Annotated in this window: 25 protein-coding genes; 14 read left to right on the plus strand and 11 right to left on the minus strand. The window is 55.3% G+C overall.

The features are described 5' to 3' along the window. Positions 1-181 precede the first annotated feature (181 nt). Together ACNT1W_RS12515 and ACNT1W_RS12520 are read left to right on the plus strand one after the other, a co-directional pair. Positions 182-1,105: a TIM barrel protein gene (locus ACNT1W_RS12515; RefSeq protein ID WP_419246868.1), complete on the plus strand. Its 924-nt coding sequence runs from the start codon at positions 182-184 to the stop codon at positions 1,103-1,105. A gap of 14 nt (positions 1,106-1,119) precedes the next feature. Continuing rightward, positions 1,120-2,292 (plus strand): Gfo/Idh/MocA family protein, encoded by a 1,173-nt coding sequence (locus ACNT1W_RS12520; protein WP_012006477.1) that lies wholly within the window; start codon positions 1,120-1,122, stop codon positions 2,290-2,292. 27 nt (positions 2,293-2,319) lie between these two features. Here the strand turns inward: ACNT1W_RS12520 and ACNT1W_RS12525 are convergent, their stop codons facing one another. After that, positions 2,320-2,670 (minus strand): GFA family protein, encoded by a 351-nt coding sequence (locus ACNT1W_RS12525; RefSeq protein ID WP_012006478.1) that lies wholly within the window; start codon positions 2,668-2,670, stop codon positions 2,320-2,322. Between the two features lie 174 nt (positions 2,671-2,844). Here ACNT1W_RS12525 and ACNT1W_RS12530 point away from each other — a divergent pair, with 174 nt between their 5' ends. The 4 genes from ACNT1W_RS12530 (at position 2,845) to cspA (ending at position 5,432) form a co-directional block, all read left to right on the plus strand. Beyond that, a complete protein-coding gene (locus tag ACNT1W_RS12530; protein ID WP_012006479.1) occupies positions 2,845-3,054 on the plus strand; it encodes a hypothetical protein in 210 nt (69 codons plus the stop codon). Between the two features lie 334 nt (positions 3,055-3,388). Next, entirely contained in the window at positions 3,389-4,132 is a 744-nt protein-coding gene (locus tag ACNT1W_RS12535; protein ID WP_115184831.1) for a DUF3658 domain-containing protein, read from the plus strand. Between the two features lie 126 nt (positions 4,133-4,258). Further along, positions 4,259-4,903, plus strand: coding sequence for a Qnr family pentapeptide repeat protein (locus tag ACNT1W_RS12540; protein ID WP_419245653.1), 645 nt, complete (start codon positions 4,259-4,261; stop codon positions 4,901-4,903). Between the two features lie 316 nt (positions 4,904-5,219). Continuing rightward, positions 5,220-5,432 (plus strand): RNA chaperone/antiterminator CspA, encoded by a 213-nt coding sequence (cspA, locus tag ACNT1W_RS12545; protein ID WP_012006483.1) that lies wholly within the window; start codon positions 5,220-5,222, stop codon positions 5,430-5,432. 403 nt (positions 5,433-5,835) lie between these two features. On the opposite strand, the gene ACNT1W_RS12550 is transcribed toward cspA, so the two are convergent. Further along, positions 5,836-6,516, minus strand: coding sequence for a hydrolase (locus ACNT1W_RS12550; protein ID WP_012006484.1), 681 nt, complete (start codon positions 6,514-6,516; stop codon positions 5,836-5,838). Positions 6,517-6,964: 448 nt separating this feature from the next. On the opposite strand from ACNT1W_RS12550, the gene ACNT1W_RS12555 reads away from it, so the two are divergent. After that, positions 6,965-7,720, plus strand: a complete 756-nt coding sequence (locus ACNT1W_RS12555; RefSeq protein WP_261098643.1) for an SDR family NAD(P)-dependent oxidoreductase — start codon at positions 6,965-6,967, stop codon at positions 7,718-7,720. A gap of 47 nt (positions 7,721-7,767) precedes the next feature. Here the strand turns inward: ACNT1W_RS12555 and ACNT1W_RS12560 are convergent, their stop codons facing one another. The 4 genes from ACNT1W_RS12560 to puuD are packed head-to-tail and all read right to left on the minus strand — an operon-like array spanning position 7,768 to position 11,887. Further along, entirely contained in the window at positions 7,768-9,048 is a 1,281-nt protein-coding gene (locus ACNT1W_RS12560; protein WP_419245654.1) for an NAD(P)/FAD-dependent oxidoreductase, read from the minus strand. A gap of 11 nt (positions 9,049-9,059) precedes the next feature. Further along, positions 9,060-10,556, minus strand: coding sequence for an aldehyde dehydrogenase PuuC (gene puuC, locus ACNT1W_RS12565; protein WP_112363753.1), 1,497 nt, complete (start codon positions 10,554-10,556; stop codon positions 9,060-9,062). Positions 10,557-10,571: 15 nt separating this feature from the next. Further along, the gene (gene puuR / locus ACNT1W_RS12570) at positions 10,572-11,129 is read right to left on the minus strand and encodes an HTH-type transcriptional regulator PuuR (protein ID WP_012006488.1); all 558 of its coding nucleotides are present in this window, start codon (positions 11,127-11,129) and stop codon (positions 10,572-10,574) included. After that, entirely contained in the window at positions 11,126-11,887 is a 762-nt protein-coding gene (gene puuD, locus ACNT1W_RS12575) for a gamma-glutamyl-gamma-aminobutyrate hydrolase (RefSeq protein ID WP_012006489.1), read from the minus strand. The genes puuR and puuD overlap by 4 nt, the downstream gene beginning before the upstream one ends. Before the next feature lie 239 nt (positions 11,888-12,126). On the opposite strand from puuD, the gene ACNT1W_RS12580 reads away from it, so the two are divergent. The 5 genes from ACNT1W_RS12580 to ACNT1W_RS12600 all read left to right on the plus strand — a co-directional run bounded on the left by ACNT1W_RS12580 (position 12,127) and on the right by ACNT1W_RS12600 (position 17,835). After that, positions 12,127-13,545, plus strand: a complete 1,419-nt coding sequence (locus tag ACNT1W_RS12580) for a glutamine synthetase family protein (RefSeq protein ID WP_259188901.1) — start codon at positions 12,127-12,129, stop codon at positions 13,543-13,545. Between the two features lie 317 nt (positions 13,546-13,862). Next, on the plus strand, positions 13,863-15,233 hold the full coding sequence (locus ACNT1W_RS12585; RefSeq protein WP_012006491.1) for an APC family permease: 1,371 nt from the start codon (positions 13,863-13,865) through the stop codon (positions 15,231-15,233). A 91-nt stretch (positions 15,234-15,324) separates the two neighbouring features. Further along, the gene (gene yddG / locus ACNT1W_RS12590; protein WP_012006492.1) at positions 15,325-16,218 is read left to right on the plus strand and encodes an aromatic amino acid DMT transporter YddG; all 894 of its coding nucleotides are present in this window, start codon (positions 15,325-15,327) and stop codon (positions 16,216-16,218) included. A 72-nt stretch (positions 16,219-16,290) separates the two neighbouring features. After that, entirely contained in the window at positions 16,291-16,563 is a 273-nt protein-coding gene (locus ACNT1W_RS12595) for a hypothetical protein (RefSeq protein WP_012006493.1), read from the plus strand. Between the two features lie 396 nt (positions 16,564-16,959). Beyond that, on the plus strand, positions 16,960-17,835 hold the full coding sequence (locus tag ACNT1W_RS12600) for a nucleoside-specific channel-forming protein Tsx (RefSeq protein ID WP_218218074.1): 876 nt from the start codon (positions 16,960-16,962) through the stop codon (positions 17,833-17,835). Positions 17,836-17,890: 55 nt separating this feature from the next. On the opposite strand, the gene ACNT1W_RS12605 is transcribed toward ACNT1W_RS12600, so the two are convergent. Continuing rightward, positions 17,891-18,070, minus strand: coding sequence for a hypothetical protein (locus ACNT1W_RS12605; RefSeq protein WP_041418544.1), 180 nt, complete (start codon positions 18,068-18,070; stop codon positions 17,891-17,893). 460 nt (positions 18,071-18,530) lie between these two features. Here ACNT1W_RS12605 and ACNT1W_RS12610 point away from each other — a divergent pair, with 460 nt between their 5' ends. Beyond that, positions 18,531-19,007, plus strand: coding sequence for an anti-virulence regulator CigR family protein (locus ACNT1W_RS12610; RefSeq protein ID WP_012006495.1), 477 nt, complete (start codon positions 18,531-18,533; stop codon positions 19,005-19,007). A 113-nt stretch (positions 19,008-19,120) separates the two neighbouring features. Continuing rightward, entirely contained in the window at positions 19,121-19,651 is a 531-nt protein-coding gene (locus tag ACNT1W_RS12615; protein ID WP_419245655.1) for a chorismate mutase, read from the plus strand. 9 nt (positions 19,652-19,660) lie between these two features. Here the strand turns inward: ACNT1W_RS12615 and ACNT1W_RS12620 are convergent, their stop codons facing one another. The 4 genes from ACNT1W_RS12620 to hutC form a co-directional block, all read right to left on the minus strand. Further along, the gene (locus ACNT1W_RS12620) at positions 19,661-21,196 is read right to left on the minus strand and encodes a serine hydrolase domain-containing protein (protein WP_112363749.1); all 1,536 of its coding nucleotides are present in this window, start codon (positions 21,194-21,196) and stop codon (positions 19,661-19,663) included. A gap of 271 nt (positions 21,197-21,467) precedes the next feature. Continuing rightward, positions 21,468-22,271, minus strand: a complete 804-nt coding sequence (gene hutG, locus ACNT1W_RS12625) for an N-formylglutamate deformylase (protein WP_261423063.1) — start codon at positions 22,269-22,271, stop codon at positions 21,468-21,470. Further along, a complete protein-coding gene (gene hutI / locus ACNT1W_RS12630; RefSeq protein ID WP_419245656.1) occupies positions 22,268-23,491 on the minus strand; it encodes an imidazolonepropionase in 1,224 nt (407 codons plus the stop codon). Before hutI ends, hutG begins: the two co-directional genes overlap by 4 nt. A gap of 158 nt (positions 23,492-23,649) precedes the next feature. Then, positions 23,650-24,405 carry a histidine utilization repressor gene (hutC, locus tag ACNT1W_RS12635; protein ID WP_012006500.1) on the minus strand — a complete coding sequence of 252 codons (756 nt, stop codon included), beginning with the start codon at positions 24,403-24,405 and terminating at the stop codon, positions 23,650-23,652. Positions 24,406-24,409: the final 4 nt, after the last annotated feature.

Here is a 24,409-nt window from a genome sequence, read left to right on the forward strand (position 1 = left end):
TTCCATTATAAATCTCCCAATCTCCCAAGAGCTTCGGTCTGTCTGGTTTTGATAAAAAACTATCATTTAAACTATCAAAATTAACGCGATCGCCATCAAAAAATGAAAGTTTCATCATTGCTGATTTCGAAACGTTTATTTAATACTGAGGTCACTTCGACTTCGACCCGGAATAAAAATGATGAGTTTGCCGATTGCCAATGCGCCCTGTAGTTGGGGTGTGGATGACCCTAAAAACCCGCATCTTCCGCCTTACAGCAAAGTGCTGCAGGAGGCTAACGCTGCCGGCTATCGCAGCATCGAGCTGGGGCCCTGGGGCTATCTGCCCACCGATGCCGATATCCTGAGCGCCGAATTACAGCGGCACGGACTGTCGCTGGTGGCCGGCACCATTTTCGACGATCTGGTCAGCGAACAAAATTTTAGCTATCTCCTTGAACTGACACATAACATTTGCCGAAATTTGTCACAGACTGCCAGGGCGCAGTCTATAAATGCTGGTAATTTCTCACCGCCATATCTGGTGATTATTGATTTCGGTAATCCTCAGCGAGCCAAATTTGCCGGGCAGTCGTTACTGGCACCGCGACTTACCCAGGCGGACTGGCAGCGGATGATCGGCCATATCATGACGCTTGGCAAAATTGCCTGGCAGGAATATGGCGTGCGGCCGGTAGTGCATCCGCATGCCGGTGGTTGTATCGAATTCGCCGATGAAATTGAGCAACTGGTCGAGCAAATTCCTCACCAAATCGCCGGGCTGTGCCTGGACACCGGCCATTTGTATTACTCAGGCATGGACCCGGCCACCTGGATTGACCGCTATTTTGCGCGCATCGATTACCTGCACTTCAAGGACGTTAACCCGCAGGTATTCCACCAGGTGTTGGCGAGTGGGCTGGATTTCTTCACTGCCTGTGCGCAGGGAGTGATGTGTCCATTGGGCAAGGGGGCGATCGATTACCCGGCGGTGCGAGAATTATTAATGACGCGGGGTTATCAGGGTTGGATCACCATTGAGCAGGAGCGCGACCCCCGTCATGCGCATGGCAGCCTGAGTGATGTAACAGAAAGCCTCAACTATTTACGAACCCTCGGTTTTTAATCAGGAGAAACGTGATGATCAACGGCATTAAACCTTTGGAACGATCCTTGCGCTGGGGGATGGTTGGCGGCGGCGGAACCAGTCAGATTGGTTATATTCATCGTTCTGCGGCACTGCGCGATGGCACTTTCTCCCTGTTGGCCGGGGCGTTTGATATTGACGCGCAGCGAGGGCGTCTTTTTGGACAGAGCCTGGGGATCGCAGCGGAGCGCTGTTATCCGGATTACGCTACGCTATTTCGCGAAGAGGCTGCCAGAGTGGATGGCATCGAGGCGGTTTCCATTGCCACCCCCAATAATACCCACTTTGCCATCTGCCAGGCGGCACTGGCAGCCGGCCTGCATGTCGTGTGCGAGAAACCGCTGTGTTTCACCGTTGAAGAAGCGCAGGCGCTGGTCGAACTGAGCCAAAAACAGCATAAAATTATCGGGGTTACCTACGGCTACGCCGGACACCAGTTGATCCTTCAGGCCCGGCAGATGATCGCCGACGGCCTGCTGGGTGAGATCCGCATTATCAACATGCAATTTGCGCACGGGTTCCATGCGGCGGCGGTGGAGCTGGATAACCCCAGCACCCGCTGGCGGGTGGATCCCCGTTTTGTCGGCCCCAGCTACGTATTGGGTGATTTGGCTACCCATCCTTTGTTCCTGGCGGAAACTATGGTGCCGCAGCTAAAGGTCAAACGCCTGATGTGCAGCCGCCAGAGTTTTGTCAAAACGCGGGCACCGCTGGAGGACAATGCCTATGTGCTGATGGAGTATGACAATGGTGCCGTTGGCTCCCTGTGGTGCTCTGCGGTTAACAGTGGTTCGATGCACGGGCAGAAGGTTCGAGTTGTCGGTGAGAAGGCCAGCCTGGAGTGGTGGGACGAGCAGCCGAACCAACTGCGATTTGAGGTGCAGGGCGAACCGGTACGCATTCTGGAACGCGGTATGTCCTATCTGGATCCTATAGCCCTGGCGGACGATCGGATTGGTGGTGGTCATTCGGAGGGGTTATTTGAAGCCTGGTCAAATCTGTACCGACGCTTTGCCCTGGCGATGGATGCTACCGATCGGCGGGATCGGGATTTTCTGGCCGATTTTTGGTACCCCGACGTTGCTGCCGGGACGATGGGGGTGCGTTGGGTCGAAAACTGTGTGCGCTCCGCCGATGCCGGTGCCAGCTGGGTGGAGTTCCGCTGATTCACGCCTGTTTCCTGTCTGGGCCTTTCAGGCGCTGGCGCCGTCAAACGGATGGATTTTCAACGAATCTAGCGCCAATTCCGGCACGCAGCGAAGATTGACGGCGCACATTACGGCACCGTCCGGGCCTTTTCCGTAGGCAAAAGCCTCTGTACCGCAGGTCTGGCAGAACTGGTGCTGAATGATGTGTTTGTTAAAGGTATAACCGCGAAGTAGCCCTTCACCGCTGTTCAGCACAAAGCTGCCGATCGGGAAAAACGCCAGCAACATGCCTTTACGGCGGCAGATTGAACAGTTGCAACTTAGAGCCTCATGGGGCAGTTCGGCATTCACCGTGAAGGTGACGGCGCCGCAGTGACAGCTACCTTGAAATGACATAATCGACTACCTGCTGAAAACCTCAGTTCGGCCAATTATAGTTCACTTATTCACCATGTTGATTTGATCATGGAATACATTACCGCAGAGAATATGGATTCTGTGGCTCGATCCATTAGAAATATCTTTAAATTCTGTTAAGTTGGCCACTAGCCTAATCACAAGGAGAGAACGATGTTAGAGCAATACTATCCGACCACGATGAGCTCCAAACCGATCACGGATGAGCAACATAAAAGACTGGTGGCGGTGCAAGCGGCGCTGGAGTTGATCAAGGCCACGCTGTCTGATACCAACGACGGCAACGGTGTAGATTTTCAGTTGAAGGCCGCTGAAAAGCACATTGGCCCGATGGCTGATGCGATCCAGGAAGCGCTGAAATAAATTCCGCCAGCGGTAATTAACCGCCCGAGGGCGGTTGAGTGTGATAACAAAGTTGTCTTTGAATCCGAGATACCCGGGCCTAGCGCACCGAGGGGCGCTCCGGCGGGCAAGCCGCTACGACCCCTTCGGCACGCTCTCCCTAACAACGGGCTTTGTCAGTAGTCTGAACCGCCCAAGTGAACTGCACCCAAAAAGTTGGATACCAACTGAGTAAGGTGCAGTTTTTTTGTGTCATTCGGGCAGGCAAATTCGGATTTTTTATCTAGTGACGGCGCAGAAATGTTGGCAGAATTCCTTCAGGATTATTTTAGGGAACAGACGGAGGAGAGCATTGATGAAGGATGTGCATATCGCACTGTCGGGGGGCTGCGTGCGGTTGGCCTACCCGGGAGAAAACGTTCTGGATTTCACCGATACCTTGTCATTCGGACCTCTGTGTGCGCTGGATGATGATCAGGGACAGCAGGCGAGATCCTGCTGGTTTCGCGATCTGCACCAATCGGTTTACGCGCCGGAGTGGGACACTTCTTCACAGCGCCTGACGGCGATGGAAAGCCTGAAAATACAGCTAGCCGCCGTCACCGGTCAGGTGACTCTGTGGATTGGCGATAACCCCGATGAGCAACTGATGTTGCGCGCACTGTTGCCGCTGATCGGCGAGCGGCAGGTCTTTGTGGTTAACGTCACCGAACACACCGGGCGGATGAGCACCAACTGGTGTCCGGCTGAAATGTTGGAGCCGCTGTGGATCCGTCGGCGTGAATTGACTCAAGAAGATAAAGCGGCGCTCATTGAAGACTGGCGGCGGTTGTTGGCGGACACTGCACCCGTGAGGATTTTTACCCAGGGAGAAGTGCAGGGGAAAGCGTTGGATTACTACGATCCGCTGCTGCTGGAACATTGCCCGAGCGAGTATACCCAGGGCTCCAGGGTGGTGGGAAACGCCATGGTGAATACTCCCTATTCGGTGGGCGACACCTTTTTGAATTTCCGGCTATACGCGTTAATTGAACAGGGCGTGTTGCAGGCGCAGACTGGCGGGGTAAACATGAATCGCCTTCAGGTGCGGCAGGTTTAAGCCCCAGTATCCTCTCGCTGTGTTTTTTGTGCTGTGCAGCGGAAAAACCGGGCAAAACGTTTTTCACTGGCCAGCAGATCTGCTTATAATGCCTCACTGACTGTATAAATAAACAGGTGTGGTGCGATGGCGCTGAAGTTGGATGGTGAAAAGATTGCTCGTAACCGGTTTACCGGCGAAAAAATTGAAAACGGCAGCTTTATCAACTGCGATTTTTCGGGCACCGACCTGACGGGGACCGAATTTATCGACTGTCAGTTTTATGACCGCGAGAGCCAACAGGGCGGTAATTTCAGCCGCGCCTTATTGAAAGATGCCAGCTTCAAAAACTGTGACCTGTCGATGGCGGACTTCAGAAATGCCAGCGCGTTAGGTATTGAAATCCGTGAGTGTCGGGCACAGGGCGCAGACTTTCGCGGCACCAGCTTTATGAATATGATCACCCCACGCACCTGGTTTTGCAGCGCATACATCACCAAAAGCAACCTGAGCTACGCCAATTTTTCGAAAGTGGTACTGGAGAAGTGCGAGCTATGGGAAAACCGCTGGAACAGTGCACAGATCCTGGGAGCGACTTTTAGCGGTTCGGATCTTTCCGGTGGCGAGTTTGCGTCGTTTGATTGGCGTGCCGCCAACTTTACCCATTGTGATTTGACCAACTCGGAATTGGGTGAGCTGGATCTGCGCAGCACCGATCTGCAGGGCGTGAAGCTGGACAGCTATCAGGTGTTTCAGATAATGGAGCGGCTGGGTATTGCGGTTATTGGCTAAGCCTTTTAGCACTCTGGGGCCGTCAGGCCCTTACGGGGCACGGCTAAGGGGGTAGCAGTGGTTGAATAATAAATGGTGTGTATAAATATTATAATAAATATTCCTTGCTTAAATAAATACCTCGTGTATAAATAGCGTCATCGGTTTGTAGTACAGACCTTATGAAAGCAGTTTTAGTAAAGCAGTTCTCAGTATTAGTGATATCCCATAGATACCTCTTCTTCCGCGAATTTCCTTCTCTAGTGCCCAAGTAAGTTTCCAATAAAAACAGACCTCAATCGCCTTATGGCGTCTCAAAAATATAAAGGAAATATCTATGTCTACTAAAATGACTGGTTTGGTAAAATGGTTTGATGCAGGTAAAGGTTTTGGCTTTATCTCCCCGGCAGACGGCAGCAAAGACGTGTTCGTGCACTTCTCCGCTATCCAGAGCAATGATTTCAAAACGCTTGATGAAGGTCAGCGCGTTGAATTCACTATCGAAAACGGTCAGAAGGGTCCTTCTGCCGGCAACGTAGTAGTTTTATAATTTATAGGTAGTGTTTTATTTCTTACGATAGCGAAGAAGGTGTAAACCGGAGCAGCTAAGAAATAAAAGAATTACCTGAATAAACTCCGGGATTACCCGGAGTTTATCTAAAATATTTATATTCAGAATATTCCAATAGCAATAGTTATTGGCAACAGCAAAAAAGATTGGCGTCGTAATAATAATAGCGGCCGCGATTGAGTCTATTTTGCTGTTGTGAAAAAGTTGTGCTTAGGCTGCGTAAGGTTGGAGTGTTGGACGGACGCTTACGCCATAACATGACAGTCGGGAAAGTGACCGACAAACATTGATGACCCTGGCCGAAAGCCGGGGTTTTTTTATGCATATTGCTCAGGTGAACAGGGCTGGCCCAGGGGGAAGCAGACCAGCCAGAGCAGGAGCGTTAGTCGCGCTGGGAATCCAGCACTTCGTTATTTTTCACTACGTCCTGGGCTTTAACGTAGCTTTCAATCAGCAGTTGATACGCAGGGAAGATTTTGGTGTAAACCTCGGCCCATTGTTGTGCATCCTCGCGATTCCAGCTGCCCTGAAGTTCAGAGGCCACGCCGGCGGTATCGATCGGTACCACACCTGCCTGCACCACACGCGCCAGGGTAATTTCCTGCGCCATTTTCGAATAGGTACCCGAGGCGTCGATAACGGCAAAGACTTTATAGCCTTCGGCAACGGCGCTGATCGACGGGAAGGCCATGCAAACACTGGTGATGGTACCGGCGATAATCAGAGTTTTGCGGCCGGTCGCTTTAACGGCTGCAACAAAGTCCGGGTTATCCCAGGCGTTGATCTCACCTTTGCGCGCCACATATTGCGCATGCGGGGCATTTTGGTGGATCTCAGGGATCAAAGGGCCATTCGGACCTTGCGGTACTGATGCAGTGGTAATGACCGGCAACTTGCTAAGCGTAGCGATACTGGCCAGGGCACCAGCGCGAGCGCGCAGTTCCGTCATTGGCATATCGCCGACGGTTTGGAACAGGCCACTCTGGTGGTCAATCAACAACATGACCGCGTCATTAGCATCAATAACAGGACGCTGGCCATTAAAGTTTGCTGGAGTGCTCATCTTTTATTCCTCTGTAATCGGGACGTTGAAAACAATTAATGCTGCCTAACCAAGATGTAATCTCAGTGTTTGGAAACAGTGTAGGGGCAGGGGAAAATTCCGCTAGAGGGTTAACTCAGGATGCATCGTTCTATTTAAGGAACGATAAAGGCAGGTGAAGGCGATGGTTTTTTGTGCACGCCAACTGCGTTATCGCACCGGTACGGGACTTATTGATAGGTGATAATGCACAGAGGGAATAGTCACTGAAATGAATTTTATTAACCCTATCAAATACTTGGCTTAATTCCGATAATGCCTGACTTAGCGCATTGAATTTGCACCAGATACCTCTTTGTGATTAGTAAACCGCACGTTTTGACTGTCCCTCTCCGCCCATGAGTTTTATCCTCGGACTCAATCAGTATTTGTATGATTTATAAAAATACATTCACATGGAGGAGTTCTTATGCGTTTCGACAATAAAGTGGTCATCATCACCGGGGCAGGCAACGGGATGGGGGAAGCGGCAGCACGCCGGTTTTCCGCTGAGGGCGCAACCGTGGTGCTGGCTGACTGGGCAAAGGAAGCGGTAGATAAAGTGGCGGCCTCGCTGCCGAAAGGCAAGGCACTGGCGGTGCATGTCGACGTTTCTGACCACGTCGCGGTTGAAAAAATGATGAACGAAGTCGCGGAGAAATTGGGCCGCATCGACGTGCTGTTAAACAATGCCGGTGTGCACGTTGCGGGTAGCGTGCTGGAAACCAGCGTAGCTGACTGGCGTCGCATCGCCGGGGTCGATATTGACGGCGTGGTGTTCTGTTCCAAGTTTGCCATGCCGTATCTGCTGAAAACCAAAGGCTGCATCGTTAACACCGCATCGGTCTCTGGCCTGGGCGGCGACTGGGGCGCGGCATATTACTGCGCGGCCAAAGGGGCAGTGGTAAACCTGACGCGTGCCATGGCGCTCGATCACGGTGGTGATGGCGTGCGGGTGAACTCGGTGTGCCCGAGCCTGGTAAAAACCAATATGACCAACGGCTGGCCGCAGGAGATCCGCGACAAATTCAACGAACGCATTGCTTTGGGCCGAGCGGCAGAGCCGGAAGAAGTGGCTGCGGTGATGGCATTCCTGGCCAGTGACGACGCCAGCTTTATCAACGGTGCCAATATCCCGGTTGACGGTGGGGCGACCGCCTCAGACGGCCAACCGAAGATTGTTTAAGCGTTAATCATCAGGCCCGGCAAGGCTAAACGCCGGGCCTGCGTGCTTTACACCCCGATCCGATCGCGCAGTGTGTAGTAGGCCGCGCCGATGGCGGTAAACGGGATTTGCAGGTTGCGGCCACCGAAGAACGGCAGGTGCGGCAGTTTGGCAAAGGCATCGAAGCGTTCCGCATCGCCTTGCATTAACTCGGCAATCAATTTACCCGCCAGATGGGTACAGGTCACGCCGTGGCCGCTGTAGCCCTGCATGTAATAGACGTTGTTTTCCAGTCGGCCGAACTGTGGCATACGCGACAGCGTCAGCAGGAAATTGCCGGTCCAGCGGTAGTCGATATTTACCCCTTTCAACTGTGGGAAGGTTTTCAGCAGTTTCGGGCGGATCAGATTGTCGATATCGTCCGGATCGCGGGCACCGTACACCACACCACCGCCGTACAGCAGGCGGTTATCACCGGTAATACGGTAATAATCCAGCAGATAGTTGCAGTCCTCGACGCAGTAATTTTGTGGGATCAGCGACTGCGCCACTTCCGGTGCCAGCGGCTCGGTGGCAACCACCTGTGTGCCGCACGGCATGCTGCATTTGGCCAGTCTTGGCTCCAGCTTATCGCCCAGATAAGCGTTACCGGCCACGATCACATAACGCGCCTTCACCTGCCCATTAGCGGTACTGACCATCGCCGGTTCGCCGTGGCGAATGTTGGTCACGGCCGATTGTTCGAAGATCCGCCCACCCTGCAGGCGAATGGCTTCGGCTTCCCCGAGTGCCAGATTCAATGGATGAATATGACCACCGCTATGATCCAGCAGCGCGCCGACGTAGCGCTCGCTATTGACCTCTTGACGGATACGCCCGGCGTCCAGCAGCTCAAGTTGAGTATTGCCGTAGCGTTCCCAGTTCTGTTTCTGCTCGACCAACGCATGGTATTGCCGGTTGTTCAGTGCGGCGAAGATGCCGCCGGGGCGATAGTCACATTCGATGGCGTACCTTTGGATACGGCTGCGAATGATCTCTGCGCCCTCAAACATCATACTGCCGAGAACGCGGGCGCTTTCTGCCCCATAGCGTTGTTCAATCACGTCAATATCGCGGCTGTAAGAGTTGACCAATTGGCCGCCGTTACGGCCGCTGGCGCCGAAACCGATGCGCGCAGATTCCAGCAGCACCACGTTATAGCCGGCTTCTACCAGAAACAGTGCGGAAGACAGACCGGTATAGCCACCGCCGACGATGCAGACGTCGCATTCAATAGAGTCATCCAACTGCGGGTAGGGCGCGTGGCTGTTGGCCGAGGCCGCATAATAGCTTTTTACATGTTCAGTCATGATATTTGCCCTTATTCCAGCGAAATCCAGGTGGTTTTCAGTTCGGTGAATTTTTCCAGCGCGTGCAGCGATTTGTCGCGACCGTTGCCGCTTTGCTTGTAGCCGCCGAAGGGCACTGTCATATCGCCGTCATTGTAGTTATTGACGAACACCGTACCGGCTTTTAACTGGCGTGCCAGTCGGTGGGCGCGGGACAGGTCACGCGTCCAGATGGCGGCGCCCAGACCGTAGTCGCTGTCGTTGGCCAACTGCATGGCCTGCTGTTCACCGCTAAAACTGGTGACGGCCAATACCGGGCCAAAAATCTCGTCACGCGCCACGCTCATAGTGTTATCCACCTGGGTAAGAATGGTCGGGCCGAGGTAGCCGACATGGCCGCTCTGTGGGTGTTCGCGGCCGTCGAGGAACAGGTCGGCACCCTGGCTCAGGCCCTGTTCGATGTAGTCGGCCACTTTCTCGCAGTGGCCCTGATCGATCAGCGTGCCCATCACCGTCGCCGGATCGAGTGGATCGCCTGGGGTGAAGGCTGCCGCATGTCGTCGCAGCGCCTGTAAGAACTCTTGCTGAATACTCTCTTCCACCAACAGTCGGGTGCCGGCAATGCACACCTGTCCCTGATTATAGAAGATGCCGGCGGCGGCACTCTGCGCGGCCTTGTCCAGATCCGGGCAGTCGGCAAAGATGATATTGGCGCTCTTGCCGCCGGCCTCCAGCCAGACTCGTTTCATATTGGATTGGCCGGCGTAAATCATCAGTTGTTTGGCGACCTGGGTGGATCCGGTGAAGGTCAGGGCGTCGACGTCGTTGTGCAGCGCCAATGCCTTGCCGGCATCGTGACCGTAGCCTGGAACAATATTCAGCACGCCGTCCGGCAATCCGGCCAGTTGGGCCAGCTTGCCCAGATAGATGGCGGTCAACGGGGATTTTTCAGAGGGTTTAAGGATCACGCTGTTGCCGGTGGCCAGCGCCGGGCCGAGTTTCCAACAGGCTAATAACAGCGGAAAGTTCCACGGCACGATGGCGCCGACCACGCCGATAGGCTCGCGTTCAATCAACGCCAGCGCATCACCGCCGGTGGGGGCGATTTCGCCATAAACCTTGTCGACCGCTTCGGCATACCAGCGCAGGCAGCGGATGGCTCCCGGAACGTCATCGCGCAGGCTGTGGCGGATCGGTTTGCCGGTATCCAGCGTTTCCAGCAGCGCCAGTTCCTCCTGATGCTGTTCCATCAGGTTCGCCAACTGCAACAAAGTGGTTTTGCGTTGTGCCGGAGCCGCCCTGGACCAGTCACCGCGCTCAAATACTTCACGCGCTGCGCTGACCGCCAGATCGATATCGACGCTGGTGCCCCGGGCAACCTGGGTCAACTCACGTTGCCCGGCAGGATCCTCCACGGCAAAGGTTTGGCCTTCGGCGGCCTGCTGATAGCGGCCATTGATAAACAGTCGGTTCTCAATTTTCAGGGCCTGCGCCCGGTGTTGCCAATACTGCAAATGGTGGAAGTCCATACCTTGCTCCGTTGATCAGAATGTCGTCGGCGTATGGGCGCTGATAATCCGGCAAATCCGCGCCGACGTGTTGCTGAAACTGTGGGGAATGCCGGTGTTGATGGCGTAGCTCTGCCCGGCCGACAGGTGATAGGCCTGCCCGTTGACCTGCAAAACCACTTCGCCTTCCAGCAGGGTGCCAATCTCTTCCCCCTGATGCTTGATGCGTTCGCCGGTGGTGGTACCCGGTTCATAGGTTTCGATCATCATCGCCAGGGTGCGATTGGGGTCGCCGTTGTGGATCAACTTCATCGATACCCCCTGGCTGCCAATCTCAATCAGATCCTGGCTATCGATCACAATCTGTGGTTCATCCGGTATTTCCGGTTCGGCGAAAAACGCCGACAGTGACAGCCCATACACCGTCAGCAGCTTTTGCAAGGTACTGATGGCCGGGCTGACCTTGTCCTGCTCGATGGTGCTGATGGCGCTGTGGGTTAATCCAGACAGTTCGGCCGCGCGGCGCTGCGACAATCCCAATTGCTGGCGGATTTGCGACAGGCGTTTTCCCGGTGCCAAGCTGACATCGCTCATGGGCGTTTTTCCTTTTGATAGTTCCGGCAGGCGCTAATGAAACCCTCAAACAGCAGGCGTGACAGAGCGTACTCCTCACTGTTCCATTCCGGGTGCCATTGCACACCCAGCGCGAAAGGCTGGTCGCGCAGGCTGATGGCCTCCACCAACCCATCGGCGGCGTGGGCCTCAATACGTACGCCGGGGCCAAGGGTTTTTGCCCCCTGGCCATGCAGTGAGTTCACCCAGAATCTGTTGCAATCCGGTATCAGTTGCGAGAGCAGGCCACCTTCCTGAACGATGACTTCGTGGGCGGGGGCGTATTGTTGTTCCAGCGGCAGGTCGTGATCTTCACGGTGCTCGAGCAGTTCGGGTAATTCAAACAGCCGGCGGTGCAGGGTGCCCTGGCTGGCGACCACCATTTCTTGCATGCCGCGGCAAATGGCGAAAAGGGGAATGCGCCTGTCGAGCGAGTGGCGGATCAGCGCCAGGCTCAATTCATCTCGCCCAGGATCGGCGTCAGGCTCATCGCCGTTTTCACCATAAAGGTGCGGCTGCACATTACTGGGGCTGCCTGGCAGCACAATACCGTCGAGGTGCTCCAGCAATTCTTCCAGCAGTTTCGGCTCAGCCAGCGCGTGTGGCAGGGCGATTGGCAGCCCTCCGGCAGCGACTACGGCATTTAGGTACTTTTCTTGCAAGGTCTGAGTGAGGTGCCCGTTTAACCTATACCTGCACATCACTACGCCGACCACCGGTCTGTTAAATATATTGCCCATGCTGTCCCCTTGGTATGTTCGAAATTATGAACGATAAGCTTCTCCACTGCCGTTTTCGTTCAATATTTTATAAATCTAGCAGTCAAATGGGCAATATTCAAACTCAAAGTAACACTTGCAAAACAATTTTGTTGCATCTATGTTTCATTGGTGGACATTATATTGAGCAAGATGGTCAAAAAACATCGATGGCAATAAGTGTGAGAACCACAGACAAAAACATACATGGCGGGTGAATCATGCAGACCAACATAGTAGAAGTGGAAAACTTTGTTCAGCATCATGAAGAAAAGCGAAGTAGCGCGTTCCAGCGTGAAGTGAAGAACTACCTGGAGCGTTATCCATTAACTCAGCACGTTGACGTTCTGCTGACCGACCTTAACGGCAGCTTCCGCGGCAAACGTATTCCGGTCGCTGGGTTGAGCAAACTGGAGAAGGGGTGTTACTTCCCGGCGTCGGTGTTTGCGATGGATATTCTCGGCAATGTGGTTGAGGAGGCCGGGCTGGGGCAGGAGCTGGGTGAGCCGGATCATATCTGCGTGCCGGTGCTGGGCACCCTGACACCGTCGGCGGCGGATCCGCAATATATCGGCCAGGTGTTGCTCACCATGCTCGATGAAGATGGTACTCCCTTTGACGTTGAACCGCGCAATGTGCTGAACCGAGTGTGGCAGCGTTTGCGTCAGCGCGGGCTATCCCCCGTAGTAGCGGTAGAGTTGGAGTTCTATCTCATCGATCGCCAGCGCGATTCGGAAGGCTATCTGCAGCCGCCGTGTGCGCCGGGCACTCAGGAGCGCAATACCCAAAGCCAGGTGTACTCGGTCGATAATCTTAACCACTTTGCCGACGTGCTGAGCGAGATTGACGAATTGGCGCGTATGCAGGGCCTGCCGGCAGACGGTGCGGTGGCGGAGGCTTCACCCGGCCAGTTTGAAGTCAATCTGCATCATACCGACAACGTCCTGCAGGCCTGTGACCACGCGCTGGCATTAAAACGCCTGATCCGCATGGTGGCGGAAAACCACAACATGCAGGCCACCTTTATGGCCAAACCCTACGAAGAACACGCCGGTAGCGGCATGCACGTGCATATCAGCATGCTGGACCGGCAGGGCAACAACGTACTGGCAGACGACGACGGTGAAGACTCCGCGCTGCTGAAACAGGCGCTGGCCGGGATGATTGCCCTGATGCCTTCTTCTATTGCGTTGCTGGCACCGAACGTTAACGCCTATCGTCGTTTCCAGCCGGGCATGTACGTGCCGACCCAGGCGTCCTGGGGCCATAACAACCGCACCGTGGCGCTGCGCATTCCCTGCGGCGATCGCGACAGTCATCGCGTGGAGTATCGCGTAGCCGGTGCGGATGCCAACCCTTATCTGGTTATGGCGACCATTCTGGCCGGCATTGTCTACGGCCTGGAAACCAGCCTGCCGCTGCAAGAGCCGGTGACCGGCAACGGGCTGGAGCAGGAGGGGCTACCGTTCCCGATCCGCCAAAGCGATGCGCTGTATGAGTTTGAGCATCAGCCGGTACTGAATGCCCTGCTGGGCGAAAGGTTCAGCCATGTTTACCTGGCTTGTAAAACGGATGAGCTGGTGCAGTTTGAGCGCCTGATCACCGAAACCGAAATCGAGTGGATGCTGAAAAACGCCTGACCCGCTCGACGCCAATCCTACCGCGCGCGTATGGCGCATTCCGCCGGCTATCCTGTGGCCTGCGATGCTGCGCGCTGCGGTAAAGCATTGCTTCCACTTTGGCGTACAGGACGCCGGCGAGGAAATAACCATGACAGCCATAACTGTTTCATCCGTCTGCGCAGGCATCTGCCTGTGCCGCAGTGAATACGGGCCAGCCGCTGGCCGAGTTTTATTGTCTTTAAACCGCACTTCCCGCCGCCTGAGCAGCAGTTTCCCCGCGGCCTCTCTGAATGACGTTAAACGGTTACCAGCAGAGGACAACGAGGGGAAGAGCCATGACGACTAATGTGACTGACATCAATGAGGCAGCAAAGCCGCAACTGCGTAAAAGCCTGAAGCTGTGGCAAGTGGTGATGATGGGCCTGGCCTATCTGACGCCAATGACGGTATTCGACACTTTCGGCATCGTCTCCGGCCTTACCGACGGTCACGTACCGGCCTCCTATTTACTGGCGCTGGCCGGCGTGCTGTTTACCGCCATCAGCTACGGCAAGCTGGTGCGCCAGTTCCCGACCGCCGGTTCAGCCTACACCTATGCGCAGAAAGCCATAAATCCGCACGTCGGTTTTTTGGTGGGTTGGTCTTCACTGCTCGATTATCTGTTCCTGCCGATGATCAATACCCTGTTGGCGAAAATTTACCTGACGGCGTTATTCCCGGAAGTGCCGCCGTGGATATGGGTGGTGGGCTTTGTGATTATCATTACCGCCATCAACCTGAAAAGCGTCAATCTGGTGGCCAACTTCAATACTCTGTTCGTACTGGCCCAGGTGGCAATCATTGTGGTGTTTATCTTCCTGGTGGTACGTGGCCTGCACAACGGTGAAGGACTGGGGACGGTATGGAGCCTGCAACCCTTCGTCAGCGAAAATGCGCATTTACTGCCGATCATCACCGGCGCCACCATCTTGTGTTTCTCTTTCCTCGGCTTTGATGCGGTGACCACGCTATGTGAAGAAACGCCCGATGCCGCCAGGGTGATCCCGCGCGCTATCTTTCTGACCGCGCTGTATGGTGGGGTGATCTTCATCAGCGTGTCATTCTTTATCCAACTGTTTTTCCCTTCGATTCAGCGGTTCCATCAGCCGGATGCGGCACTGCCGGAAATTGCGCTGTACGTGGGCGGCAAGCTGTTCCAGTCGATTTTCCTGTGTGTCACCTTTATCAACACCCTGGCCTCGGGCCTGGCATCGCATGCCAGCGTTTCACGGCTGTTGTATGTGATGGGGCGCGATAACGTGTTCCCGGAAAAATATTTCGGCTATATCCACCCGAAATGGCGCACGCCATCACTCAACGTGTTGCTGGTGGGGCTGGTCGCACTGTCCGCGCTGTCTTTCGATCTGGTCACGGCGACCGCATTGATCAACTTCGGTGCGCTGGTGGCTTTTACCTTCGTTAATCTGTCGGTGATCAGTCATTTCTATATTCGCGAGGGGCGTAACAAGAGCTGGAAGGATCGCTTCAACTATCTGTTCCTGCCATTGGTCGGGGCTTTAACGGTCGGCGTGTTGTGGTTAAACCTGGAAAAAAGCTCGCTGACCATGGGACTGATCTGGGCGGTTATGGGCTTTGGTTACCTGGCGTATCTCACCCGGCGTTTCCGCCAGCCGCCACCGCAGCTGGAACGACAACCGCAGCAATAACTGAGTCAGGCGGGGTTTCCCGCCTTTCTTTTTTGTCCGTCGGACAGTAGAGTGAAAATACTGATAAAAAATAACCGATTGGATCACCTCCATGTCTTCACTCCCCGTTTCGTATAAAGCCACTTTGCTCGGTCTGCTGGCGATCCTGCTGTGGAGCAGCGTGGTTGGCCTGATCCGCAGCGTCAGCGAAGGGTTGGGGCCCATTGGCGGTGCCGCGATGATCTACAGCGTCAGCGCAGTTTTTCTGCTGTTGGCGCTACGGCTACCCAATCTTCGCCATTTCCCGCGCGCCTACCTGATCCTCGGCAGCCTGCTGTTTGTCAGCTATGAGATCTGTCTGTCGCTGTCGCTGGGCTATGCCAACACCCGCCTGCAGGCCATCGAGGTCGGGATGATCAACTACCTTTGGCCCTGTTTCACCGTACTGATGGCGCTGGTGTTTAACGGACAAAAGGCCAAGTGGTGGCTACTGCCCGGATTACTGCTGTCATTGTTCGGTATCGGTTGGATCATGAGCGGTGAGGGCGGCTGGTCGCCGGCGCAAATGCTGGCTAACGTACGCAGCAATCCATTGAGTTATTCGCTGGCCTTCGGCGGCGCGATAATTTGGGCGTTATATTGCAACCTGACCAAGAGAATTGCCCAGGGCCATAACGGCGTGGTGCTGTTTATTACCCTGACCGCCGTTGCGCTGTGGGTGAAATACGCCTTTAGCCACGAAAGCGGCATGCAGTTCACCCTGCCGGTGACCCTGACGTTACTCTGTGCCGGCATGGCGATGGGGGCGGGGTACGCGGCGTGGAATGTGGGTATTCTGCACGGCAATATGACGCTGTTGGCGACGGTATCCTATTTTACCCCGGTGCTGTCGGCGGTATTTGCCGCACTGGTATTGAATACCGCACTGACCGCCAGTTTCTGGCAGGGCGTGGTAATGGTGACTCTGGGATCGTTAATTTGTTGGCGGGCAACCCGAGGAAACTAACGGAAATGCTCCGCCGGTTGCCCAATGTTGAACTAGAATCTAACTAGCAGACAAACATGAAGGAACATAAAAATGAGAGACGATATCCAATTCATTCAGCAGCCAGAGATTGACGGTGGAAGTTATATGCGCGGTGATACCGTGCGCCTGACTACCGCCAATCTGCGCCATGAATATCAGCTTGATGTCAGCATTCTGCGCCGGGAAGACAAACTGATTTATGGCTCAGTGATCGCCGCCGCGCCGAAGGTGGATATCCCGCCCAGGGAGTGGGAGATCCAGCCGGGGCAAGAGGTGGTATTCCGTAAGGAAAATATCGCCAAGGCAATACCTTCAATTAGCTGAATCCTGGCAAGTGTTCCGCCGTATCCTCCGTTTTCCTCAGTAGCATTCCCAAGAAATGCCGGTGCTAAAAACACCGGCTTTTTCATTTCTGCGAAAAGATCCGGTAACTTTTTGTGTTGCGCACAATTGGCACAGAAACTGCTTTAAAAATCACCGTGCATGACAAAAATCACAGCGAACGTGAATTTTCATGAAACATAATTTGACAAATGTGAACGCAATCGATTACCTATTCGCGAAATGCATAACTGGATCACAGATTCTTACACCCGGTGATTTCTATAATGCGCGCGTCGCCCAAGAAGTTTGTAAGCGGAGGCAACGCCAGGTGTCGTCAGACTCATTGTCATCTTTTCTAACGGGCAGGAAATGGCCCTTTAAGCATGTGGTAATAAAATGAAAAAAATAGCTCTCGCAGCAGGTATCCTGCTCGCAGCGTCTTACAGTGCATCATCAATGGCTGATAGCAAAGACAGCCAATACGTCTCGGATTGGTGGCACCAGAGCGTTAACGTGGTGGGCAGCTACCACACCCGTTTCGGACCTCAGTTGAACAACGACGTCTACCTGGAGTACGAAGCCTTCGCTAAAAAAGATTGGTTTGATTTCTATGGCTACGTCGATGTGCCTAAATTCTTCGGCGTTGGTAACACCCCGGACCGTGGTATCTGGGACAAGGGCTCACCGATGTTTATGGAGATCGAACCTCGTTTCTCCATCGACAAACTGACCGGCACCGATCTGAGCTTTGGTCCATTCAAAGAATGGTACTTCGCCAACAACTACATCTATGACCTAGGCCACGACACCGACGGCCGTCAGAACACCTGGTACATGGGTCTGGGCACCGATATCGAAACCGGCCTGCCGATGAGCCTGTCGATGAACATCTATGCCAAATACCAGTGGGAAAACTACCAGGCTGCCAACGAAAACAGCTGGGATGGTTACCGTTTCAAGGTGAAATACTTTGTGCCGTTGACCCAGGTGTGGGGCGGCAATCTGAGCTACATCGGCTTTACCAACTTTGACTTTGGTTCCGATCTGGGCAAAGACGACTTCACGGTTAATGGACGTCAGGCACGCACCAGTAACTCGATCGCTTCCAGCCATATTCTGGCGTTGAACTACGATCACTGGCACTACTCCTTCGTGGCCCGTTACTTCCATAACGGCGGCCAGTGGCAGGATGGCGTGGATATCGGTACTCCACAAGGCCCAATCAAATCCACCGGCTGGGGCTACTACCTGGTCGCCGGTTATAACTTCTGATTTTCCGTGGTATCAGAAACAGAAAACCCCGCTTTGGCGGGGTTTTTTTTCGTCATCACTGCACTTGTTCAGCGGGTAAATGTCGCACCGGCATAAATAATCGTCCTTTGATTACGTGGCATTCATTATCAATCCAACTGATGATTTGTTCACGGCTCACGCCTTCGGATTGCGCGTAGCGGTGAAGATCGCCATTAAAGTGCTGCGTGATATATTCCATGAGGGTCATTTGCATGTCTTTTGCTCCTGAACGCCCACCCGTCGCCAACTGGCTACCGCGGGAGGTTAAGGTTTCTCAGACGCTGAATTTAAAGTATTGGCAACCAAATCTCAACAAAAAGCACTGTATTGGTGCATCTGATGTCTAATTATTGGTAAAAAGAATCCCGCACTGAGCGGCGGGAAATCGTCAGAATTATCATTCTGGATGATAATAAATGATTTGAGGTGCGACGAAAAAGAGCAAGCTAACTCTTTTTTGTGACACTGCCAAACTACGGCAAGACTTATTTTGCTGCAAGAAAAATCTGGGCTTAAAATTCGGTTTTATCGAATTGTTTTGCGCTGGAATAATATTTCTCAACATTGCCTGCCACAGGTCTCTAAAGGGGATCATACTCTCAGAGTTTTCCGCATGCTTTATGTGGGGAATTAGGCTTATAGTGACGTTAATAACCCATGCAGGAAGTGAAATCATGAGCAAACGTCGTACTACTCTCACAGTGCTGGCGCTGATTGTTTCGATGGGCCTGTCATCCGCCCCGGCATTTGCCGATAAAGGGGGCAACGGTAACGGTAACGGTCATGGCAACAGTGGCAATCATGGCAACAGCGGTAATCATGGTAATAACGGCAATCATGGGAATAAAGCCAAAGGCAACGAGAGTGACCAGGGGCTGGTTTCCGTCAGTATTACCCGCGATCGTGCACGTTCACTGGCACGAAACTATGGTTTGACCGGCTACAGCTCATTGCCGCCGGGGATTGCAAAAAACCTGGCGCGCGGCAAGCCGCTGCCTCCGGGCATCGCCAAGAAAATGGTGCCGTCATCCATGTTGCGCGATCTGCCTTACTACCCGGGCTATGAATGGCGTATTGCCGGTGACGATCTGGTGCTGGTGGCGCTGAGTACCGCCCTGGTGGCCTCGGTGATCAACGGCGTATTTAACTAAGATTACACACTCCGTTTTAAAGCCTCGCTTCGGCGAGGCTTTTTTATTTGCCTGGGGTAGGGGAACGTGGTGAACTCTTTTCCTGATTATTTTCGAGAAGATAAGGAATGGTCATGTTCAGGACGTTATTGATTGCCTGCTGTCTGGTCAGTTTTTCAGCGCTGGCGGACGGCGGTGCAGCGCTCGGCGAACTGGTTAATCAGCGGCTGGCTTATATGAAGGACGTTGCCGGTTACAAGGCGCAGCAGCATTTGCCGATCGAGGATTTGGCGCAGGAATCTAAAGTGTTGGCTGGCGCGCAAGCAGAGGCAGAGCGCCTGGGATTGGATCCGCTGACGGTGCGGCCATTTATCCTGGCGCAAATGGATGCCGCCAAGGCAATTCAGTACCGTTTCCGCGCCGACTGGCTGGCACAACCGGAAAATGACTGGCAGCCGCGCCCGCTGGATAGCGTGCGGCCACAAATTGCCGAACTCAGCAGCCGCATTTTACAGCGGCTGGCGCAGCAGTTGAAAACCGCTCCGCTGACCGAAGCCGCCCGTAACAGTTTCATTCATACTCTAACGCAGACTAACCTCAGTGAGGCCGACAAGCAGCGGCTGTTTACCGCCTTACTGGCCATTCGGGCCGGCAAACCGGGGTGATCGGCAGGATTAATCGCCACCGGCACCGCTACGCTGAAAGGTCAGAACCCGGCTGCGGTTGGCAATCAAGTTCACGCTATAACCACGAAAGTACAGGCAAAAACGCTTCTGCCACGGGCCGTCGCTGCTTTCGACCAGCATGCGGCCCTGACCCAGTGAGCTGATAGTGCCGTACTGCGCTGCGGGGCCAACGCCAATGTGTACCTGGTCACCGCAAATTTCAAAGGCGGTGCGGTATTGCGGGTGATACCACAAACCCTGCACGTGTTTCAGACACTCGCGGTTGGCCGTGACCGGCAGGAAACGGCGTTCCACGTGGCAGACTTCTCCCTCAACCGCTTCGCCGGTCCATTTCAGCCGCATCGGCATATGGGCGGAAAGCGAGACCGCGTAGCCGTCATCGGCCTGATACAGCGGTTCATCGCTCCCCATATAGGCGACATTACCGTCCTTCACTTCCAGCCAATAGGGATCGGCCACCGTGGTGTAAATGCCATCGGGAATGGCGCTGCTGCGTTGCGGTAGTGTTGCGCCCAGTAAGGCGGCCATCACCTGCAATGCCATGCCGAAACTGTCGCAGTCCTCGCGGTTAGCCACCAGTGCGACACCGACTTGCCTATCGGGTGCCAGCAGGAAGTAGGTTTTGTAACCGGCGTGGGAGCCGCCGTGTCCCAGCAGACGATGTTTGCCGAGCGGGGTTTGCGCCAGCCCCAACCCGTAAGCGCTGAGTTGACCCTGATTGAGGTGTCGCGGAGCGCTCAGTTGCGCCAGCACGCCGCGCCCCGGCCCCTGATCGGCCAGCAGCGTTTGCAACCAGCGGGTGAGGGCATTGGCGCTGCCGGTCAGACTGCCGGAGGCGGAGAGATGCAGGCCGGCACTGGCCAGTTGCCAACCCTGTTTTGAACGCCAGTAACCGGGGGTTAGCCCTGGCACCACGTCAAACCAGCTCTCTGGCGCCCGTAGCTGCACTTTTAGCGGCTGGGCGATGTGTTGCTGCACCAGATGGTTAAAGTCATACCCCTTGGCTTGCAGCGCCGCCTCAACCAGGCGATAGCCGGTATTGGTATAGGTGATTTCGCTGCCGGCCGGATAGTTCAGCCCGCCAAGCTCCTGAAGGAACTGCATCACCGGTTGCGCTTCGCTGCGGGTATGTACCGAGATGCCCAGCAGCCCGAGGGTTTCACGCACGTCAGGCAGCCCACTGGTCATGTCCAGCGCCTGCCCGACGGTAACGTCCGCCAGTGGGGCCTGCAGCTCCGGCAGCAAGTCGCCAAGCCGGTCATCCAGGTTCAGGGCGTTGTCGGTGGCGTTTAGCGCCAGCGCGGCAAAAATATGTTTGGTCACCGACGCATAACGCACCACGCTGTCGGCGGTAAAAGGGGTTTCTTGTGCCAGGTCAGCCAGACCGGCGCTGGCGCACGCCTGGACCTGTGCGGCGTCGAACAGGGTAATGGCACCGCCGGGCTCGCCGTCGTGCTGCCAATCAGCCAGCAACTGCTCGGCGCATGCCTGTGCGGCGCGCCAGTTTAGTGGGACTTCGGACATACATCGCCTCCAGAGTGAGTTCCTGATTTGTGCCTCAGCGGGCTTTTCGCCAGATTGTCGCGTACCGCGAAATCCCTGTGCCGCTGTTTTGTGCGCTGTTCCGACCAGATAGGCAGATTTTCGATCAAAACTGCGATGCAGTACGCAAATCGAAACGGTGGAGGGAGAGAAGCAAGAAGTGCGCCAGAAAGTTAGCCGGCTAAGAAATGCCGTTCAGAGGGCGTGCTGGCTGCGGGGCCATAACCTGGCCCCGCAGCAGGGACGAAAAGGGTTAGCGCGGCTGGCCACCCCAGGACAGCAGGCTGTCGATCATTTGTTTCAGCAGGCGTTGCAGGGAAGCGGCGCGCTGTGGGTCAAAGGCAAAGGGATACTGTTCGGACATGTAGTTCACCTGCGCCAACTCCAGTTGGATCGCATGCTGCTGCTGGTGCGGTTGTCCATAAGCGCGAGTGATATACCCACCCTTGAAGCGGCCGTTAAGCACGTGGGTGAATTGCTGTTGTTGTTCACAACAGGCAACCAGAAGGTCGCTCAGCGCCGGGGCGCAACTTTCGCCGCCGTTGGTACCCAGATTGAGATCCGGCAGTTTACCGTCGAATAAACGTGGGATCACCGAGGCGATAGAGTGCGCATCAAACAGCAGCGCGTAGCCGTGTTTAGCCTTTAACCGCGCCAGTTCGTCTTGCAACTGCTGGTGATACGGCTGCCAGATCTGCTGCAGATAGCCGGCCCGTTCCTGATCAGAAGGTGCCTTGCCCGGCAGAAAACTCGGACGGCCGTCAAACAGCACGTCAGGGTACAGGCCGGTGGTGGCGGTGGTATACAGCGGTTTATCGTCCGCCGGGCGGTTCAGGTCAATGACAAAGCGCGAGTAATTGCCGACCAGCACGCTGGCACCCATCGCACGGGCAAAATCATATAACTGAGGGATATGCCAGTCAGTGTCGGGCAGCGGTCGTGCATCCTCGGTCAAACCGGCCTCAACCGCCGGAGTGAGCCGGGTTCCGGCGTGGGGAATGCTGATCAGCAGCGGCAGGCTGCCGGCGTGGAAATCAAAAGGATCGCGAATGGTCATTGACGTATTTCTCCTCGGAAAATCACCGTGCAGGGCAGTTGTCCACCCAACCAATAAGCCAGTTCAGCCGGTCGCGACAGCGGCCAGTGTATAAAGTCGGCCACCTTGCCAGTTTCCAGCGTGCCGTGGCTCGCCTGCAGGCCCAGCGCTTTCGCCGCGTGGGTCGTTACGCCTGCCAGAGCTTCTTCCGGTGTCAGACGGAACAGCGTACAGGCCATGTTGATCATCAGGCGCAGCGACAGTGCCGGAGAGGTACCAGGGTTGGCGTCGCTGGCAATCGCCATCGCCACGTTGTGTTTACGGAATAAATCAACCGGAGGGCATTGGGTTTCGCGCAGCAGGTAGTAAGCGCCCGGCAACAGCACCGCAACGGTACCGGCGTCGCCCATCGCCCGGGCATCCTGTTCGGTGGCATATTCAAGGTGATCGGCGGAAAGCGCATGGTGCTGCGCCGCCAATTCGCTGCCACCCAGCGCGGAAAGCTGTTCGGCATGCAGTTTCACCGGCAGTCCGGCGGCTTCTGCGGCGGCAAACACCCGTGCCACCTGGGCCGGTGAGAACGCCAGATGTTCACAGAAGGCGTCAACCGCGTCAGCCAGCCCGGCGGCGGTGGCCTGAGGAATAATGGTGTTGCACACCAAATCGATATAGTCGTCGGCACGGTTGGCATATTCCGGCGGCAGGGCGTGCGCCGCCAGGCAGGTGGTTTTCACCTCTACCGGCAGCAGTTCGCCCAGTCGACGCGCCACGCGCAGCATTTTCAGTTCGCTTTCCGGCGTCAGTCCATAACCGGATTTGATCTCGACGCAGGTCACGCCTTCCGCCAGCAGAGGGCGTAGTCGGAACAGAGCCTGTTCCAGTAACCGTTCTTCGTCGGCATCGCGGGTGGCCTTGACCGTGGAAATGATGCCGCCGCCCTGAGCGGCGATCTCGGCATAGCTCACGCCGTTCAGGCGCTGTTCGAACTCTGCGCTGCGGTTGCCGCCGAATACCAGGTGGGTGTGGCAATCGATAAAGCCTGGCGTGATGATGCCGCCGTCGAATTTTACCCTTTCATCTGCGGTCAGCGTCGCCGGCAGCGCGTCATATTCGCCCAGCCAGACAATTTTGCCGTCACGCGTGGCGATCGCGCCGTTGCTGAGGGTGTGATACTTGCCGTCGCGCATGGTGACGATATCGGCCCCGTACCACAGGCTGTCGCAGTGAATCTCAGAAGTCATGGCTTTTCTCCGCCGGAGCCTTGGCTCCCACATGGTTGTATATACAATTAAAAACAACCTAGCGCATTCATTGAGTTGTCACAAGAGGCGGGATAAAAATTTGTTATCGGGATGTGATCGTTGTGGAAGGACGGGTGCCAAAGCAGCACCCGCCGGGCTCAGACTTCGCTGGTGAAACGGCCAAACAGTTGATAGCGGCTGCCGGGGTACAGCAGGCGCGCCGAGGTCACGACGGTTTTGCCGGACCAGGTGCGGCGATGGATCAGCAGGCCGGGTTCGTGGTCCTCCAGTTGCAGCAGTTCGCGCTCCTGGTGGGTTGGCACCACGGCTTCCACGATGTGCTCGCCTGCGGTCAGCGGGGCGGCCTGCGTCAGGTAGATATAAGGCGTGACGCGATCGAAATCCTGCAGCATGTAGTCGGGGGCGATCAGAGGATTGACGCAGCGGTCTTCCACCTGCACCGGCAGGTCGTTTTCATAATGCACGATTTGCGAATAGAACAGCTGCTGGCCGGGTTGAATGCCTAGCGCCAGCGCTTCTTCTTCACTGGCCGGACGGGCCTTTAGCTGCAGGATCTTGCTGCTGTGGCGGTGGCCACGGGCGGCGATTTCGTCGGCGATGTTATGCACTTCCAGCAGGGCGGTGTGCGCTTTGGCTTCGGCGACAAAGGTCCCCACGCCCTGCATGCGGATCAGGAAACCTTCGGTGGTCAGTTCGCGCAGCGCACGGTTGATGGTCATGCGACTGACGCCAAGCTCGGCCACCAGTTCACTTTCCGAGGGGACGCGTTGGTGCGGTAACCAGTGGCCGGCACGGATTTGGTTTACGATCGCCTGCTTGACCCGTTGATAGATCGGGGCGGGGGTATCGCTCATGGCAGCAGCCAGTTGCAGCACGGTCTGTTGATCAACCAAGACG

The sequence above is a fragment of the Serratia sp. NFX21 genome (assembly GCF_048517035.1).
GTDB classification, from domain to species: Bacteria; Pseudomonadota; Gammaproteobacteria; order Enterobacterales; family Enterobacteriaceae; genus Serratia; species Serratia quinivorans.

Excerpts from the sequence above, each read along its gene's own strand:
- ACNT1W_RS12515 (WP_419246868.1), top strand. The coding sequence starts at position 182 with ATGAGTTTGCCGATTGCCAATGCGCCCTGTAGTTGGGGTGTGGATGAC.
- ACNT1W_RS12520 (WP_012006477.1), top strand. The coding sequence starts at position 1,120 with ATGATCAACGGCATTAAACCTTTGGAACGATCCTTGCGCTGGGGGATG.
- ACNT1W_RS12525 (WP_012006478.1), bottom strand. The coding sequence starts at position 2,670 with ATGTCATTTCAAGGTAGCTGTCACTGCGGCGCCGTCACCTTCACGGTG.
- ACNT1W_RS12530 (WP_012006479.1), top strand. The coding sequence starts at position 2,845 with ATGTTAGAGCAATACTATCCGACCACGATGAGCTCCAAACCGATCACG.
- ACNT1W_RS12535 (WP_115184831.1), top strand. The coding sequence starts at position 3,389 with ATGAAGGATGTGCATATCGCACTGTCGGGGGGCTGCGTGCGGTTGGCC.
- ACNT1W_RS12540 (WP_419245653.1), top strand. The coding sequence starts at position 4,259 with ATGGCGCTGAAGTTGGATGGTGAAAAGATTGCTCGTAACCGGTTTACC.
- cspA (WP_012006483.1), top strand. The coding sequence starts at position 5,220 with ATGTCTACTAAAATGACTGGTTTGGTAAAATGGTTTGATGCAGGTAAA.
- ACNT1W_RS12550 (WP_012006484.1), bottom strand. The coding sequence starts at position 6,516 with ATGAGCACTCCAGCAAACTTTAATGGCCAGCGTCCTGTTATTGATGCT.
- ACNT1W_RS12555 (WP_261098643.1), top strand. The coding sequence starts at position 6,965 with ATGCGTTTCGACAATAAAGTGGTCATCATCACCGGGGCAGGCAACGGG.
- ACNT1W_RS12560 (WP_419245654.1), bottom strand. The coding sequence starts at position 9,048 with ATGACTGAACATGTAAAAAGCTATTATGCGGCCTCGGCCAACAGCCAC.
- puuC (WP_112363753.1), bottom strand. The coding sequence starts at position 10,556 with ATGGACTTCCACCATTTGCAGTATTGGCAACACCGGGCGCAGGCCCTG.
- puuR (WP_012006488.1), bottom strand. The coding sequence starts at position 11,129 with ATGAGCGATGTCAGCTTGGCACCGGGAAAACGCCTGTCGCAAATCCGC.
- puuD (WP_012006489.1), bottom strand. The coding sequence starts at position 11,887 with ATGGGCAATATATTTAACAGACCGGTGGTCGGCGTAGTGATGTGCAGG.
- ACNT1W_RS12580 (WP_259188901.1), top strand. The coding sequence starts at position 12,127 with ATGCAGACCAACATAGTAGAAGTGGAAAACTTTGTTCAGCATCATGAA.
- ACNT1W_RS12585 (WP_012006491.1), top strand. The coding sequence starts at position 13,863 with ATGACGACTAATGTGACTGACATCAATGAGGCAGCAAAGCCGCAACTG.
- yddG (WP_012006492.1), top strand. The coding sequence starts at position 15,325 with ATGTCTTCACTCCCCGTTTCGTATAAAGCCACTTTGCTCGGTCTGCTG.
- ACNT1W_RS12595 (WP_012006493.1), top strand. The coding sequence starts at position 16,291 with ATGAGAGACGATATCCAATTCATTCAGCAGCCAGAGATTGACGGTGGA.
- ACNT1W_RS12600 (WP_218218074.1), top strand. The coding sequence starts at position 16,960 with ATGAAAAAAATAGCTCTCGCAGCAGGTATCCTGCTCGCAGCGTCTTAC.
- ACNT1W_RS12605 (WP_041418544.1), bottom strand. The coding sequence starts at position 18,070 with ATGCAAATGACCCTCATGGAATATATCACGCAGCACTTTAATGGCGAT.
- ACNT1W_RS12610 (WP_012006495.1), top strand. The coding sequence starts at position 18,531 with ATGAGCAAACGTCGTACTACTCTCACAGTGCTGGCGCTGATTGTTTCG.
- ACNT1W_RS12615 (WP_419245655.1), top strand. The coding sequence starts at position 19,121 with ATGTTCAGGACGTTATTGATTGCCTGCTGTCTGGTCAGTTTTTCAGCG.
- ACNT1W_RS12620 (WP_112363749.1), bottom strand. The coding sequence starts at position 21,196 with ATGTCCGAAGTCCCACTAAACTGGCGCGCCGCACAGGCATGCGCCGAG.
- hutG (WP_261423063.1), bottom strand. The coding sequence starts at position 22,271 with ATGACCATTCGCGATCCTTTTGATTTCCACGCCGGCAGCCTGCCGCTG.
- hutI (WP_419245656.1), bottom strand. The coding sequence starts at position 23,491 with ATGACTTCTGAGATTCACTGCGACAGCCTGTGGTACGGGGCCGATATC.